We start from the raw sequence: 14,559 nt of genomic DNA on the forward strand, positions 1-14,559 counted from the left end.
TGCGTCTGCTCGGCGACAGTACTGTGCTCAGTCCTTGTTGCCGGTAAGGGCTTTCGCGTTGGCCGCGAAGTCCGCGAACGACGAGCCGCCCCGACCGTCCTTGTCGTGACCCTTGGCCTTGATGGACACATCGTGCCCCTCGGCGGCCTTGCGCAGCGCACCGACGGTCGCCTGTTCGCGCGAAATGTGCGTGAATGGGTCGAACGAGTACCAGCGCATGGCGTTCTCGTGGGTCATCCTGTTGATCTCGTCATCGGGAACGTTGTTGAGAGACAACACATCCCACAGCTCTTCGGGCGCACCCGGCCACATCGAGTCGCTGTGCGGGTAGTCGGCTTCCCAGCAGATGTTGTCGATGCCGATCATGTTGCGCAGCGCCACGCCGACCTTGTCGCTGATGAAGCAGGTCAGGAAGTGGTCGCGGAACACCTCGCTGGGCAGCTTGCCCTTGAAGTCCTGGTGCGTCCAGGCGGAGTGCATCTCGAAGGTGCGGTCCGCGCGCTCGAGGAAGTAGGGGATCCAGCCGGTGCCGCCCTCCGACAGCGCAATCTTGAGGTCGGGGTATTCCTTTATAGGCTTGGACCACAACAGATCGGCGGCGGCCTGCACGATGTTCATCGGCTGCAGCGTGATCATCACGTCCATGGGGGCGTCGGGCGCGGTGATGGCCAACCGTCCCGAGGAACCGATGTGCACGTTCATCACGGTGCCGGTGTCGCACAGCGCCTTCCACAGCGGGGCCCAGTAGTCGTCGTGGAAGCTGGGGTACCCCATCGCGGCCGGGTTCTCGGTGAAGGTCAAGGCGTGCACGCCCTTTTTGGCGACCCGCCGCACTTCGGCCGCGCACGCCTCGGCATCCCAGATCACCGGGATCGCCATCGGGATGAATCGCGCCGGGTAGGCACCGCACCACTCTTCGATGTGCCAGTCGTTGTAGGCCTGCACCAGTGCGATCGAGAAGTCGTTGTCGTCGGTGGCGAACAGCCTTCCGGCGAAACCGGGGAAGGACGGGAAGCAGATCGACGCCAGGATGCCGCCGGCGTTCATGTCCTTGACGCGCTCGTCGACGTTGTAACAACCGGGCCGGATCTCGTCGAGCCCCGTCGGCTCGATGCCGTACTCCTCCTTGGGCCTCCCGGCCACCGCGTTGAGCGCGACGTTGGGGATGACGGTGTCGCGGAACTTCCACATGTCCGATCCGTCGGCGTTGTGCACGAGCCGGGGCGCATCGTCCTGATACTTCTTCGGCAGGTGGTTCTTGAACATGTCCGGCGGCTCGACGGTGTGGTCGTCGACGCTGATCAGAATCATGTCTTCTTTGTTCATGGCCGTCCCTTTCATCGGATCCACCGGATCGATTAGAGCCTCGGCGAATCGCTGCCCGTGCCAAGATCACTAAACTGAAAACTATCTTCTCGCCAGGCGAGAATCAACATCCAGCGGTTGCTCGGCGCCGCCGCAACCTTCTGACCAGCAGCCGAACGTGCAGGCCCAGCGCCCTTCCACGGCGCAGCCATGCCGTGAGGTAGGACCGGGTTGGCGTGGCGGAACGGGGGCCGGTGGCCGCCCTGTCGACGCGGGCGGCCGCCCGGTCGCGACGTGCGCCAGGGCGATGGGTGGACCTGTCCTCGAGCGGCACGCCGGCATTGACCGGACGCGCGTTTCGTGCCAGTCTGTTAGTTGCAAATGAGAATATGATTCTCTTTCACCGAGAGGACACTGCCAATGCGCTTGCAGCCGCTGCCCGCCGACCAGTGGGACGAGGCGACCCGGCAGGCCCTCTCGGCGATGCGTGAGGCGGACAGCAACAACGCGCTGTCCACGCTGGCCCATCATCCGGCGCTAGCCAAGGCGTTTCTGCGGTTCAACGTCCACCTCCTGGTGTCGTCCACACTGCCGGCCCGCATCCGCGAACTGGCCATCCTGCGGGTGGCCCATCGCCGGCGGTGCGCCTACGAGTGGTCACACCACGAGCGAATGGCCAAAGAAGAAGGAATCACCGACGACCAGATCGCGGCCTTGAAGCGCGGCGAGGCCGCCGACGCGTTCGACCAGGTCGTGATCACTGGCGTCGACGAGCTCGATGAGAAGTCGGAGCTGTCGGACCAGACCTGGGCGGCACTGGGCGAGCGCCTCGACGACCAGCAACGGATGGACTTCGTCTTCACAGTCGGCTGCTACGCCCTGCTGGCCATGGCCTTCAACAGTTTTGGCATCCAACCCGAACACGCCACCACAGCCGCTAACAACGTCGAATAAGAGGAGTAAGAACGTTGCCGCACTTCCCGAAGCCGGCCGCCGGCAGCTGGACAGAAAACTACCCCGAGTTGGGGACCGCGCCGGTCGACTACACCGACTCGATCGACCCCGCGTTCTTCGAGGCCGAACGTGACGCCGTGTTCAGGAAGACCTGGCTCAACGTCGGCCGCGTCGAGCGCCTGCCCCGCACCGGCAGCTACTTCACCAGGGAACTACCCTCCGCCGGCAAGGGCACGTCGGTGATCATCACCAAGACCAAGGACGGGTCCGTCAAGGCGTACCACAATGTCTGCCGCCACCGTGGAAACAAGTTGGTGTGGAACGACTTTCCCAACGAGGAGACCTCCGGCACCTGCCGGCAGTTCACCTGCAAGTACCACGCCTGGCGCTACAGCCTCGACGGCGATCTGACCTTCGTTCAACAGGAAGAAGAGTTCTTCGACCTCGACAAGAGCAACTTCGGCCTGGCGCCGGTTCGCTGCGAGGTGTGGGAAGGCTTCATCTTCATCAACTTCGACGACAACGCGGCGCCGCTCACCGACTACCTCGGACCGCTGGCCAAGAGCATCGAGGGCTACCCGTTCGGCGAGATGACCGAGACCTACTCCTACCGGGCGGAGGTCGGCAGCAACTGGAAGCTGTTCATCGACGCGTTCGTCGAGTTCTACCACGCGCCGATCCTGCACCAGGGTCAGTACACCAAGGAAGAAGCCGCCAAGATCCAGAAGTTCGGCTACGAGGCCTTGCACTATGAGCTGGCCGGCCCGCACAACCTGCAGTCGACCTGGGGCGGTCAGGCACCTCCCCCGGACATGTCGATGGTCAAGCCGATGGACCAGGTGTTGCGCAGCGGGTTGTTCGGTCCGTGGGACAAGCCGGAGATCATCCAGAACATGGAGCTGCCACCGGGCGTCAACGTGAAGCGGGTGCCGCAGTGGGGCATCGACTCGTGGCTGTTCTACCCGAACTTCATGCTGCTGATCTGGGAGCCGGGCTGGTATTTGACCTACCACTACTGGCCGACCGCGGTGGACAAGCACATCTTCGAGTCGTCGCTGTATTTCGTGCCGCCGCGCAATGCGCGGGAACGCCTGGCCCAGGAGTTGGCCGCCGTGACGTTCAAGGAGTACGCGCTGCAGGACGCCAACACCCTGGAAGCGACCCAGACCATGATCGGCACCCGGGCCGTCAAGGAGTTCCTGCTCTGCGACCAGGAAGTCTTGATCCGACACCTGCACCACACGACCGCCAACTACGTCAAGGAGTACCAGCGCAATGGCGCTACCGTCTGAATTCGCCGCCCTCGAGCCCTTTTTGGAGTGGGACCTGGCCACCGAGCCCGAGCGCTACGCCAAGCGGTTGGCCTCGACGATGGCCCAGATGCAGGAGTTCTACGACGTCGCTTTCCCGATGCTGAACGACGTCATCGCCTACTGCGACAAGTTCCCCTTGGACGACCTGCCGGAGGACGCAAAGACGTTGATGCACATGATGCAGTCGCTCGTCATGGTGTCCTTCCCCATCGAGGCGTGGAAGCAGCCGCGCGTGCCGGACAGCGGCGCGGCGTGGGTTGAAGTGATCCGGGAACCGGTGATCTAGCAGGTGCTGACGCTCAAGGCCGCAGGGCTGCTCGACGTTGACGGCGGCGAGATCATCCGGCCCGGCATCCTGAAGATCCAGGACGACCGGATCGTCGGCCTGGGGGGCGACCCCGAAGGCGAAATCATCGAGCTGGGCGACCAAGTTCTGTTGCCGGGCCTGATGGACATGGAGGTCAACCTCCTGATGGGCGGGCGCGGGGAGACGCCCGGGCTGTCCCAGGTGCAAGACGACCCGCCGACGCGGGTGCTGCGCGCTGTCGGCAACGCCCGGCGCACGCTGCGCGCCGGTTTCACCACCGTGCGCAACCTGGGATTGTTCGTCAAGACCGGCGGCTACCTGCTCGACGTCGCCCTGGCCAAGGCCATCGACGCGGGCTGGATCGAGGGGCCCCGAATCGTCCCGGCCGGCCACGCGATCACGCCCACCGGCGGGCACCTTGACCCGACGATGTTCGCCGCATTCATGCCGGGCGCGCTCGAGCTCACGATCGAAGAGGGCATCGCCAACGGGGTCGACGAGATCCGCAAGGCGGTGCGCTACCAGATCAAGCACGGCGCCGAATTGATCAAGGTGTGCGTTTCCGGCGGTGTCATGTCGTTGACCGGTGAGGCTGGGGCGCAACACTACTCGGACGAGGAACTGCGCGCGATCGTCGACGAGGCGCACCGCCGTGGACTGCGTGTCGCCGCCCACACGCACGGCGCGGAAGCCGTCAAGCACGCGGTCGCGTGCGGTATCGACTGCATCGAGCACGGGTTCCTGATGGACGACGAGGCCATCAAGATGCTGGTCGACAACGACAGGTTCCTAGTGACCACCCGCAGGCTCGCCCAGGCGATGGACGTGTCACGCGCCCCGAAAGCCCTGCAGGACAAGGCGGCCGAGATGTTCCCCAAGGCCGAGACCTCGATCAAGGCCGCCTACGAGGCCGGGGTGAAAATCGCGGTCGGCACCGACGCCCCGGCAATCCCGCACGGCAAGAATGCCGACGAGCTTGTCACGCTGGTGGAATGGGGCATGCCGCCGCTGGCGGTGTTGCGGGCCGCCACCATCACCGCGGCCGAGCTGATCAACTCGACCGACCGGGGGCGCCTCGCGGCGGGCCAGCTCGCGGATATCATCGCGGTACCGGGAAACCCGTTGGAAGACATCACGGTTACCCAGCGCGTCAGCTTCGTCATGAAAGGCGGCAAGGTCTATGTCGACGCCCGATCAGCCTAAAAGCGGCCCAACCCGAACTGATGACCTGGTCGAGATCCAGCAGCTGCTCGGCCGCTACGCGGTCACCATCACCCAGGAGGACATCGAAGGTCTGGTCGCCGTCTTCACTCCCGACGGCACCTACAGCGCCTTCGGCGAGACCTACAGCCTGAGCCGATTTCCGGAATTGGTGGCCGCGGCCCCAAAGGGCTTGTTCCTCACCGGAACCGCGGTGGTCGACCTTAATGGGGATGCGGCCACCGGCACCCAACCGCTGTGCTTCATCGACCATGCCACTCACGACATGCGGATCGGTTACTACCGCGACACCTATCTGCGGACAGCTGACGGGTGGCGACTGAAGACCCGCGCCATGACCTTCATCCGCCGCAGCGGGGTGCACGACTCCGGGCGCCCGCACGCCATCGGCCGTCCCGCCGGTGACTCCGCGGCCCAGGCAGCGACTTAAGGAGCCGACCAATCGAAGTGAATGTCGAGCAGTTCCGGACCGACCTGCGCGCGTGGCTCGACGACAACGATCTGACCCCCGAGCCCGACCACTCGCTGCAGGGGCACATGCGGCAGTTCGCCCGGGTCAGCCGCGCGCTCTACGACGCCGATTGGATGCGGTTCGGCTGGCCGGTCGAGGTCGGTGGGCTGGGCGGCCCGGCAGTGCTGCGCGCGATCGTCGGCGAAGAGGTGGTTGGTCGGCGCCTGGCCGAACCCGGCCCCTATTCGATGCTCGAGGTCCTCGCCCCCACGATGATCGATTACGCGCCCGTGGAGCTCGCCAAGGAAATGGTGCCGCGGCTACTCAGCGGGGAAGAGCAATGGTGCCAAGGCTTTTCCGAGCCGGGGTCGGGCAGTGACCTGGCGTCGCTGACCACCCGCGCGACGCAGCAAGGCGATAACTGGATCGTCAACGGACAAAAGGTCTGGACCAGCTTCGCGCAGTTCTCCACCCGGTGCGTCCTGCTCACCCGCACCGCGCCCGGCCACGACGGGATCACCGCGTTCTTCGTCGACCTCGACACCCCCGGCATCACCGTCCGCCCGCTGCGCACGATGCACGGCGTCGACGAATTCTGCGAGGTGTACTACGACGACGTGGTGATTCCGGCCAGCCGGATGCTGGGCAAGCCCGGGGACGGCTGGCGACTGGCCATGGACCTGCTGCCCTACGAACGCTCCGCCTGCTTCTGGCAGCGAATCGCCTACCTCTATTCACGTTTCGACGACTTGATCACCGCGGCGTCAGAAAACGGGGACCCCGACGAATCCGCGCTCGGCGGGGCCTATTTGGCTCTTCATACGTTGCGCTGCCGATCGCGTGCCACCCAGCATCGCATGCGCGACGGGGCCCGGCTGGGGCCGGACACCTCCATCGACAAGGTGCTGCTGGCCTCCGCGGAGCAGCGACTCTACGACACCGTCCGCGACGTGTTGCCGGGAACGCTGGAGCTCGAAGACACGCCGTGGCGTTCGGAATATCTGTATTCGCGCGCCGCGACGATCTACGGCGGCACCGCCGAGATCCAGCGCAATATCATCGCCCGCCGGCTACTCGACCTCGGGAAGGAGTGACCGTGACCCCTCCGACGGACATCGAGTCCGATCCCGAATCGCTTCGCCTGCTCGCGGAGTCGTTGCGGACGACGATGACGGCCGCCTCGGGAGCCAAGCTCGACGCGGCGCTGACCGAGCTCGGCTGGCGCGACATGCTCGACGAAATGCCCGACATCGCAATACCTCTGGTGTTCAAGCTGCTCGGTGAGACCGGTTCCCACGCACCCGTGCTCAACGACGTGGTGCTGCGCGCGGCGGGCGACGCGCCCGGGGGAACCCTGCCGCTGCCGTTCGCCGGTGGCTCCTGGGTGCTGTGGGAGCGCCGTGACCATGCCGACTCGGCGATCGACGAGCTGTTGCCGATACACCGTGCGCCTCACGATGATTCGTTGCCGCCCGCCGCGCGGTACGCGGGTTGGCGGGCTCTCGGGTGGTGGCTGGTCGGCACCAGCCGCGCCATGCTGTCACTGGCTCGTCAGCACGCCGTCGACCGGGTCCAGTTCGGTCGGCACATCAGTTCGTTCCAGGCGATCCGGCATCGACTGGCCGAGGCGCTGGTCGCGATCGAGGGTGCCGAGGCGACACTGCAGGCCGCCACGGATTGCGACGACCCGCAGGGGCTTGCTTCGCTGCTGGCCAAGGCCGCGGCCGGCCAGGCGGCGCTGATCACCGCGCGTCACTGTCAGCAGGTGCTCGGCGGCATCGGCTTCACCGCCGAACACCCGCTGCACCACCACATCAAGCGGTCGTTGATCCTCGACGGACTGCTGGGTAGTTCGAAAGAACTCACCCGTCAGGCCGGAAAGGCGGTCGTGGCTGCCGGCTCGGCGCCCCGGCTCGCGCAGCTGTAACGCGGCGCGCCCACACCCAGGCACCGTGCGCGGAGCATGAGATGCTTCGCGGGGGCCACCCGGTGGCTCGGCGTCGGCGCGGACGTCGGCCCCACCATGAGCCCTGGGAGGTGGGACGCAATGAGTCAGCCGCAAGGACCACAAAACCAGTTCGGGGTCGCCTCGGTGCTCCTGGGCCTGGTCGGTCTCATCACCTGCTGGCTGCTGCTCGGGGTGCCCTTCGGCATCGCGGCCGTGGTGACCGGCGACATCGCCCGGCGAAGGGTGGTCCGCGGCCAGGCGAACAAGCGCCGAACCGCTCTGGCCGGGATGGTTCTAGGGACGGTTGCGATAGTTGCGGGTCTTGTCGCCATCGGCTACTACGCCCACCTGGACGCCCGAAACCATTGACGCGCAGATCAATTGCGCGGTAACCCGAGCACGCGTTCGGCGATGATGTTGCGCTGAATCTCCGACGTACCACCGGCGATGGTCGCGGCGAAGGTGCGCGCGTACCGGTCGAACCAGCTGCCGTAGTGGCTGTCCAGGTTGAGCGGGGCGAACGGGGCGGTGACTCCGCGCAAGGCCAGTCCCTCGCCGTCCTTGGCGGCCAGCGCGTCCTCGCAGGCGCGTTGCATCGCCTCCGAGCCGAGCAACTTGAGCACCGACTGGGCGGGCACATCCTCTTCGCCACGCGCGGCTTTGGCGAGCGTCGCCGACCCCAGTAGCCGCATCGCGTAGAAATCCATCACCAGCGTCGCGTAGCTGTCCCGCTGCACCGGCCCCGAGGGGCTCGACTCGACGGTCATCGCGTGCAGCATGTCCGCGTAGTCCAGCCACAGCATCGCGCGTTCGTGGCCGAGCGAACCGGTCGCGACGCGCCAGCCGCCGTTGAGCTCCCCCACCAGGTTCTCGGCCGGCACCCGGGCATCGGTGAAGAAGACCTCGTTGAAGTCGACGTCTTCGATGTCACCCATCGAGGCGAACGGGCGCCGAACCACACCGGGGGTGTCGGTGGGGATCAGTAAAGCGCTGATCCCCTTGTGCTTTGGCGCGTCCGGATCGGTGCGCACGAATGTCAGCAACACATCGGCGTGATGGGCGCCCGATGTCCACACCTTCTGCCCGTTGACGATGAAGCAGTCGCCTTGCGAATCGGAGTGGCGCACCGCGCGGGTCTTCAGCGAAGCGAGATCCGATCCCGCGCCGGGCTCGCTCATTCCCAGCGACGCGGTGATCTCCGCGCGCAGGATCGGCACCGCCCACCGTTGCTTCTGTTCGGGCGTGCCGAACGACAACAACGACGCCGCGATGATCCCGACGCCCTGGGGATTGAAACTTTGATAGATCCGCCGGCGCGACAACTCTTCGGAGTACACGTACTGCTGCAGCAGCGTCGCGTTGCGTCCGCCGAACTCCGGCGGGTTGCCGGGTTGTAGCCAGCCGTTGTCGAACAGCAGGCGTTGCCACCGGCGGGCCCACTCCGGAATGTCAGAGCTCGACTGCGGCCGCACCAACGCCTCGGCCTCGGAAGGCAGGTGTGCGTCGAGGAAAGCCACGAACTCGGCTCGGAACGCCTCCACGTCGGCGTCAAACGTCAGCTGCACGGCACTTCCCGGGTTGCTCCTGAGCATTCCCACACGTCGGTAGATCAAGGTTTCCGCCGACGACGCGGTTCACTCTTGCGATTACGCTTCCATACACACGTCTAAGAGAATAGTATTCTCGTGGTAAGAAAGTTACAATCTCCGACACGTGATCCGTGAGGGGGTCGAGCGCAGCGATGTCACGGCGTTCTCCGGTAGAGTCCAACCATGTTCTCCCCGCGCGGCAATCACCTGAGTCGGCCGTGACCAATCCAAGCGAAGAGCCGGCCTGGAAGCAGCGTGCGGTCGAGCGGTCGATCAAGACGGCGAAATTGCGTGCGGCGCAGCGCGTTCAGCGCTTCCTCGACGCCGCCCAGGCCATCATCATCGAAAAGGGCAGCACGGACTTTACCGTGCAGGAGGTCGTGGACCGCTCCCGCCAGTCGTTGCGCAGCTTCTACCTGCAGTTCGACGGCAAACACGAGTTGCTGCTGGCGCTGTTCGAGGACGCACTGAGCCGGTCGGCCGACCAGATCCGCGCGGCCACCGAGAACCAGGCCGATCCGCTGGAGCGGCTGCAGGTCGCCGTGCAGCTCCTGTACGAAGCGTCCCGCCCGGACCCGACGGCCAAGCGCCCGCTGTTCACGGACTTTGCTCCTCGACTGCTTGTCACCCACCCGGCCGAGGTCAAGATCGCCCATGCACCGCTGCTCGCGTTGCTGACTGAACTGATGGACGCGGCGCATGATGCCGGCAAGCTGCGCACCACCATCAACCCCAAGCGGGTGGCCGCCATGACCATGCAGACGGTGATGTTCATCGCACAATCCAGCGGTGGGCCCGACGACGCGACGACGCATCCCATCACCGCCGAAGAGGTATGGGATTTCTGCTCACGCGGATTCGTCGCGTAGCACCCGAACGCCCCGCGTTCCCGCATCTCGCCATGAGCAAATAGCGCACGCCGTTTGCCGGTGAGAATGAGATTCTCTAATATCTAGAACCACAAATAGCCGAAACGGATTCGTCATTGACACCCGCGACGGCCGAATGACAGAGTTCAAGGGCGGCAAGACTCGCGGTCCCGAACGCATCGTTCTCCGGCGCAGGCGTGCCGATCGATCAAGTCAGGAGTTGAGGTAGCCATGACCGGACGTGTTGAGGGCAAAGTCGCTTTCGTCACCGGAGCGGCGCGGGGTCAGGGCCGCAGCCACGCGGTGCGGTTGGCCCAGGAGGGCGCCGACATCATCGCCATCGACATCTGCAAGCCCATCCGCGAAGGCGTGCTGGACACCGCGATCCCGGCATCGACACCCGAAGACCTCGCCGAGACCGCCGACCTGGTCAAGGGACACAACCGCAGGATCTTCACGGCCGAAGTCGACGTGCGCGACTATGCCGCACTCAAGGCGGCGGTGGACACCGGCGTCGAGCAACTCGGCCGGCTCGACATCATCGTGGCCAACGCCGGAATCGGCAACGGCGGCGAAACGTTGGACAAGACCAGCGAAGAAGACTGGACCGAGATGATCGACATCAACCTGGCCGGCGTGTGGAAAACCGTGAAAGCCGGTGTGCCGCATCTGATCGCGGGCGGCAACGGCGGTTCGATCATCCTGACCAGCTCGGTCGGCGGGCTCAAGGCCTATCCCCACACCGGCCACTATGTCGCGGCCAAGCACGGCGTCGTCGGGCTGATGCGCGCCTTCGGAGTTGAGCTGGGACAGCACATGATTCGCGTCAACTCCGTGCACCCGACCCATGTCAAGACGCCCATGCTGCACAACGACGGCACCTTCAAGATGTTCCGTCCCGACCTGGAAAACCCGGGTCCCGACGACATGGCGCCGATCTGTCAACTGTTCCACACGCTGCCGATCCCCTGGGTCGAGCCGATCGACATCAGCAACGCGGTGCTGTTCTTCGCCTCGGACGAGGCCCGCTACATCACCGGCGTGACCCTGCCCATCGATGCGGGTAGCTGCCTCAAGTAGCCGCTAGAAGGGGCTGCTGTTGGACTGCCATTCGGCCGATTCGGGTCGCGGCCCGTAGCGGCGGATGTAGTCCTCGTGCATCCGCGCCTGTTTTTGTCGGTTGATCACGTCGACCAGGTTCGGATCCAGTCCATGAACGGCCAACCGGTGGCGGCGCCAGACCTTGTTCAGGGCAAGGGTTATCAGCAACGCCCAGATGTAGAGCGGCGCCGTCATCTCCGTGTGCACGTAGAGCGAGGCGGGCAGTAACCAAAACGGGGCAAGGACCAACAGGGGCGGTATGGCCCACCTGATCATGTGCCGGCGGATGGCTCCCTCCCCGGCCAGATCGCGCGCCACCCAGTCACGCATCGAGTCGGGCAGTCGCCGCCCGTAGGCATAGCCGATGCGCTGCCAGAGATTGGGTTTCGCGGCGGTCATGATGGCTCCTCGGGGTGATGTCAGGATTGCAGTGCGCCGGCTGCCACGGCGGCGGCGTTGATTCGGGTAAGGACCTGGTGCAGGTTCTCGAGCTCGGCAAGTTCCACGCCCAGGCGCGCCACCACGGCGGGCGGGATCTCGAGTGCCTTCTCCCGCAACGCGATTCCGCGCTGTGTGAGCGTCACATCGGTGGTGCGTTCGTCGGCCGGATTCTTGGCACGAGTGATCAGCCCCTGCCCCTCCAAGCGCTTGAGCATCGGCGACAGCGTCGCGGAATCCATCTGCAACGCCGCGGCGATCTGCTTGACCGACAACGGAAACCGGTCGGCCTCGGGCGTCTTGCGGTGATCCCACAGCGCCAGCATCACCAGATATTGCGGGTGGGTCAGCCCGAGGGGCTCCAGCAGGGGCCGATACACCGCCAACACCGCCCGGTTGGTCGTCGCGAGCGCGAAGCACACCTGGTGTTCCAGGGCGAGCGGATCGATTTCGCGAGTGGTCGCAGCGGCCATAATTATATGGTGCCCTAATAGTTAGCGGGCTATCTACATGACGCCTCTCACACCGCCCACCGCGCGGGTAATACGCTCGGAATCTATGGACGATTTCGAGGGACGCGGGGCGGTAATCACCGGCGGTGCGAGCGGCATCGGGTTGGCCACCGCCACCGAATTCGCCCGGCGGGGCGCCCGCGTGGTGCTGTCCGATGTCGATCAGCCCGCGCTGGAACAGGCGGTGAACCGGCTGCGCGGCGAGGGGTTCGACGCAAACGGCGTGGTCTGCGACGTCCGGCATCTCGAGGAGATGGTGCACCTCGCGGAGGAGTCCTTCCGGTTGCTCGGCCAGGTCGATGTCCTGTTCAGCAACGCCGGCATCGTCGTCGCGGGGCCGATGGCCCAGACGAGCCACGACGACTGGCGCTGGGTGATCGACATCGACCTGTGGGGTTCGATCCATGCCGTCGAGGCGTTCGTGCCGAGGCTGCTCGATCAAGGCAAGGGTGGGCACATCGCTTTCACCGCGTCCTTCGCCGGGCTGGTGCCCAACAACGGCCTGGGGACCTACGGCGTTGCCAAGTACGGCGTCGTCGGACTCGCCGAAACGCTCGCCCGCGAGCTCAAGCCCAACGGCATCGGGGTGTCGGTGCTGTGCCCGATGGTGGTGGAGACCAAGCTGGTCTCCAACTCCGAACGGATTCGCGGCGCGGACTATGGGCTGTCTGCATCACCCGAGGGGGCGTTCGGGACACTGCCGACGCAGGACGAGGCGGTCAGCGCGGACGACGTCGCGCGGTTGACGGCCAATGCGATCCTGGCCAACCGCCTCTACGTGCTGCCGCACGGGGCCGCCCGGGATTCGATCCGCCGCCGGTTCGAGCGCATCGACCGGACCTTCGACGAACAGGCCGCCGAGGGCTGGACGCACTAGCTCGATGGTGGCGGCCCGCCGCACCCGGCTTCGCCGCACTTGCGACCGCCACTAGCTCGATGGTGGCGGCCCGCCGCACCCGGCTTCGCCGCACTTGCGACCGCCACTAGCTCGATGGTGACGGCCCGCCGCACCCGGCTTCGCCGCACTTGCGACCGCCACTAGCTCGATGGTGACGGCCCGCCGCGCCCGGCTTCGCTGCACTTGCGACCGCCACTAGCTCGATGGTGGCGGCCCCAATCGGTAGTCACCGGTCTGGGGGTCGTGGTACCAGCCGCTGGCAGCGTGGGTGCCGCCGTCGACGTGCAGCGTCTGCCCGGTGAGATAGACCGACATGTCGGAAGCCAGAAACACTGCGGTGCCGGCGATTTCGTCGACATGACCAGGGCGGCCCAGCGGCACGATGTCCGCCATGGCCGCCGCCGCACCGTCGCTGTTGAGCGCCGCCAGGCCCTCGGTGAGCGTGATGTCGGGCGCTATCGCGTTGACCCGGATGCCGTGCGGCGCCAACTCCAGGGCCGCGGTCTTGGTGTAGTTGATGACCCCCGCTTTGGCCGCGGCGTAGGCGGCATAGCCCGGTGCGGCTCGGACGCCTTCGATCGACGTCACCGAGATGACGCTGCCGCCAACGCCCTCGGCAACCAGCTGCCGGGCAACTCGCTGGGTGCAGAGCAGCACGTGGCGCAGGTTCGCCTTATACAGTGCGTCCCAGCCGTTTTCGCTGGTGTCCAGCAGGGGCGAGGAGAACACCCCGCCGGCATTGTTCACCAGGATCGTCGGCGTGCCCAGCTCGGCGCTGGTGCGTTCCAGGGCGGCGTCGACCTGGTTGCCGTCTCGGACGTCGGTGACGATTCCCAGGGCCCCGATGGCTTCGGACGCTTGCGCACAGGTCTGCGGGTCACGCTCCCAGATCGCCACCCGCGCACCGAATGCGGCCATGCCGGCGGCGATCCCGCGACCGATGCCCGCTCCCCCACCGGTCACCACGGCGACGCGGTCGGTGAGCAGGATGTTCGAGGGGTCGATCGTCATCGTCGATCAGCTCCGCGCGTGCATCGCCGGTGCACTGCCGATCACACCGTCGGCTTCCAGCTCGGCGATCTGCGAATCGGACAGGCCCAATCGGGACAGCAGTTCGTGATTGTGTTGCCCCAGCAACGGCGCATGCGCGGTGTGGAACTTGTGGGGACCGGTCGAGAACCTCATCGGCACGGTGCTGAGCCTAGCCGGGCCGTTGACGGGATGGTCGACAACTTCGAAGAAATCCCGAAAGGCCAACTGTGCCAGCTCGGGTTGCCGGTGCGGTTGCATGACCTTGGCCACCGGCACGCCCGCGTCCCACAGGGTTGCGACGATTTCGTCGCGGCTGCGGCGCTCGCACCAGGCGGCGAGCTGGCCGTCGATTCGGTCGTGGTGCAGGCGCCGGCCCGCCTGGGTCGAAAGCGCGGAATCGGTTGCCCAAGAAGGTGACCCGATCGCCCGGGCCAGACTGGCCCACTGCTCGTCGGTGGCCACGGCGACGGCGACCCAGCTGTCGAGGCGGCCGAATTCGTCGATGTCGGCGCTCAGCATCGCCGCCGAGCAGGTCATCGAGTACTCGGCGTACGGGGCGCTGCTGGCGCGCGCGGGCAACCGGGGACCGACCGCCGCGCCGCAGAACCTGTATCTGAGCGC

17 protein-coding genes are annotated in these 14,559 nt (G+C 66.0%); 11 read left to right on the forward strand and 6 right to left on the reverse strand.

Annotated elements, in window-relative coordinates; genetic code table 11:
- Positions 1-27 precede the first annotated feature (27 nt).
- Entirely contained in the window at positions 28-1,326 is a 1,299-nt protein-coding gene (locus A5659_RS11260; protein ID WP_066865793.1) for an amidohydrolase family protein, read from the reverse strand.
- A 399-nt stretch (positions 1,327-1,725) separates the two neighbouring features.
- Between A5659_RS11260 and A5659_RS11265 the strand changes: the two genes are divergently transcribed.
- The 8 genes from A5659_RS11265 (at position 1,726) to A5659_RS11300 (ending at position 7,868) form a co-directional block, all read left to right on the forward strand.
- On the forward strand, positions 1,726-2,259 hold the full coding sequence (locus A5659_RS11265) for a carboxymuconolactone decarboxylase family protein (protein ID WP_066865790.1): 534 nt from the start codon (positions 1,726-1,728) through the stop codon (positions 2,257-2,259).
- 14 nt (positions 2,260-2,273) lie between these two features.
- Positions 2,274-3,551 (forward strand): aromatic ring-hydroxylating dioxygenase subunit alpha, encoded by a 1,278-nt coding sequence (locus A5659_RS11270; RefSeq protein WP_066865788.1) that lies wholly within the window; start codon positions 2,274-2,276, stop codon positions 3,549-3,551.
- Complete coding sequence (locus A5659_RS11275; protein ID WP_066865785.1) at positions 3,535-3,858, forward strand: hypothetical protein; 324 nt, start codon at positions 3,535-3,537, stop codon at positions 3,856-3,858. Before A5659_RS11270 ends, A5659_RS11275 begins: the two co-directional genes overlap by 17 nt.
- 3 nt (positions 3,859-3,861) lie before the next feature.
- Positions 3,862-5,082, forward strand: coding sequence for an amidohydrolase family protein (locus A5659_RS11280; RefSeq protein ID WP_067181050.1), 1,221 nt, complete (start codon positions 3,862-3,864; stop codon positions 5,080-5,082).
- Positions 5,060-5,530: a nuclear transport factor 2 family protein gene (locus tag A5659_RS11285; RefSeq protein ID WP_066865779.1), complete on the forward strand. Its 471-nt coding sequence runs from the start codon at positions 5,060-5,062 to the stop codon at positions 5,528-5,530. Before A5659_RS11280 ends, A5659_RS11285 begins: the two co-directional genes overlap by 23 nt.
- 17 nt (positions 5,531-5,547) lie before the next feature.
- Positions 5,548-6,645: an acyl-CoA dehydrogenase family protein gene (locus tag A5659_RS11290; RefSeq protein WP_066865776.1), complete on the forward strand. Its 1,098-nt coding sequence runs from the start codon at positions 5,548-5,550 to the stop codon at positions 6,643-6,645.
- Between the two features lie 74 nt (positions 6,646-6,719).
- Positions 6,720-7,478 carry an acyl-CoA dehydrogenase family protein gene (locus tag A5659_RS11295; RefSeq protein ID WP_197497980.1) on the forward strand — a complete coding sequence of 253 codons (759 nt, stop codon included), beginning with the start codon at positions 6,720-6,722 and terminating at the stop codon, positions 7,476-7,478.
- 120 nt (positions 7,479-7,598) lie between these two features.
- Positions 7,599-7,868, forward strand: a complete 270-nt coding sequence (locus A5659_RS11300; protein ID WP_067181057.1) for a DUF4190 domain-containing protein — start codon at positions 7,599-7,601, stop codon at positions 7,866-7,868.
- A gap of 8 nt (positions 7,869-7,876) precedes the next feature.
- Here the strand turns inward: A5659_RS11300 and A5659_RS11305 are convergent, their stop codons facing one another.
- A complete protein-coding gene (locus A5659_RS11305) occupies positions 7,877-9,064 on the reverse strand; it encodes an acyl-CoA dehydrogenase family protein (RefSeq protein ID WP_067181079.1) in 1,188 nt (395 codons plus the stop codon).
- 242 nt (positions 9,065-9,306) lie between these two features.
- On the opposite strand from A5659_RS11305, the gene A5659_RS11310 reads away from it, so the two are divergent.
- Both A5659_RS11310 and A5659_RS11315 read left to right on the forward strand, forming a co-directional pair.
- Positions 9,307-9,957 (forward strand): TetR/AcrR family transcriptional regulator, encoded by a 651-nt coding sequence (locus A5659_RS11310; RefSeq protein ID WP_066865760.1) that lies wholly within the window; start codon positions 9,307-9,309, stop codon positions 9,955-9,957.
- Between the two features lie 231 nt (positions 9,958-10,188).
- Entirely contained in the window at positions 10,189-11,037 is an 849-nt protein-coding gene (locus A5659_RS11315) for a mycofactocin-coupled SDR family oxidoreductase (protein ID WP_066865757.1), read from the forward strand.
- 3 nt (positions 11,038-11,040) lie between these two features.
- Here the strand turns inward: A5659_RS11315 and A5659_RS11320 are convergent, their stop codons facing one another.
- Both A5659_RS11320 and A5659_RS11325 read right to left on the reverse strand, forming a co-directional pair.
- Complete coding sequence (locus tag A5659_RS11320; protein WP_066865754.1) at positions 11,041-11,457, reverse strand: DUF5313 domain-containing protein; 417 nt, start codon at positions 11,455-11,457, stop codon at positions 11,041-11,043.
- Positions 11,458-11,477: 20 nt separating this feature from the next.
- Entirely contained in the window at positions 11,478-11,969 is a 492-nt protein-coding gene (locus A5659_RS11325) for a MarR family winged helix-turn-helix transcriptional regulator (RefSeq protein WP_067181060.1), read from the reverse strand.
- Between the two features lie 85 nt (positions 11,970-12,054).
- On the opposite strand from A5659_RS11325, the gene A5659_RS11330 reads away from it, so the two are divergent.
- Positions 12,055-12,885 (forward strand): SDR family NAD(P)-dependent oxidoreductase, encoded by an 831-nt coding sequence (locus tag A5659_RS11330; protein ID WP_067181062.1) that lies wholly within the window; start codon positions 12,055-12,057, stop codon positions 12,883-12,885.
- A 216-nt stretch (positions 12,886-13,101) separates the two neighbouring features.
- Here the strand turns inward: A5659_RS11330 and A5659_RS11335 are convergent, their stop codons facing one another.
- Positions 13,102-13,917 (reverse strand): SDR family NAD(P)-dependent oxidoreductase, encoded by an 816-nt coding sequence (locus A5659_RS11335; protein ID WP_067181064.1) that lies wholly within the window; start codon positions 13,915-13,917, stop codon positions 13,102-13,104.
- 6 nt (positions 13,918-13,923) lie between these two features.
- On the reverse strand, positions 13,924-14,559 hold a 636-nt coding region (locus A5659_RS11340), incomplete at its 5' end, for a CoA transferase (RefSeq protein ID WP_197497978.1).

Source organism: Mycobacterium sp. 1165196.3 (assembly GCF_001673415.1).
GTDB lineage: Bacteria > Actinomycetota > Actinomycetes > Mycobacteriales > Mycobacteriaceae > Mycobacterium > Mycobacterium europaeum_A.

Coding starts and splice junctions, on each gene's coding strand:
- A5659_RS11260 (WP_066865793.1), bottom strand. CDS start 1,326: ATGAACAAAGAAGACATGATTCTGATCAGCGTCGACGACCACACCGTC.
- A5659_RS11265 (WP_066865790.1), top strand. CDS start 1,726: ATGCGCTTGCAGCCGCTGCCCGCCGACCAGTGGGACGAGGCGACCCGG.
- A5659_RS11275 (WP_066865785.1), top strand. CDS start 3,535: ATGGCGCTACCGTCTGAATTCGCCGCCCTCGAGCCCTTTTTGGAGTGG.
- A5659_RS11285 (WP_066865779.1), top strand. CDS start 5,060: ATGTCGACGCCCGATCAGCCTAAAAGCGGCCCAACCCGAACTGATGAC.
- A5659_RS11295 (WP_197497980.1), top strand. CDS start 6,720: ATGACGGCCGCCTCGGGAGCCAAGCTCGACGCGGCGCTGACCGAGCTC.
- A5659_RS11300 (WP_067181057.1), top strand. CDS start 7,599: ATGAGTCAGCCGCAAGGACCACAAAACCAGTTCGGGGTCGCCTCGGTG.
- A5659_RS11315 (WP_066865757.1), top strand. CDS start 10,189: ATGACCGGACGTGTTGAGGGCAAAGTCGCTTTCGTCACCGGAGCGGCG.
- A5659_RS11320 (WP_066865754.1), bottom strand. CDS start 11,457: ATGACCGCCGCGAAACCCAATCTCTGGCAGCGCATCGGCTATGCCTAC.
- A5659_RS11325 (WP_067181060.1), bottom strand. CDS start 11,969: ATGGCCGCTGCGACCACTCGCGAAATCGATCCGCTCGCCCTGGAACAC.
- A5659_RS11330 (WP_067181062.1), top strand. CDS start 12,055: ATGGACGATTTCGAGGGACGCGGGGCGGTAATCACCGGCGGTGCGAGC.
- A5659_RS11335 (WP_067181064.1), bottom strand. CDS start 13,917: ATGACGATCGACCCCTCGAACATCCTGCTCACCGACCGCGTCGCCGTG.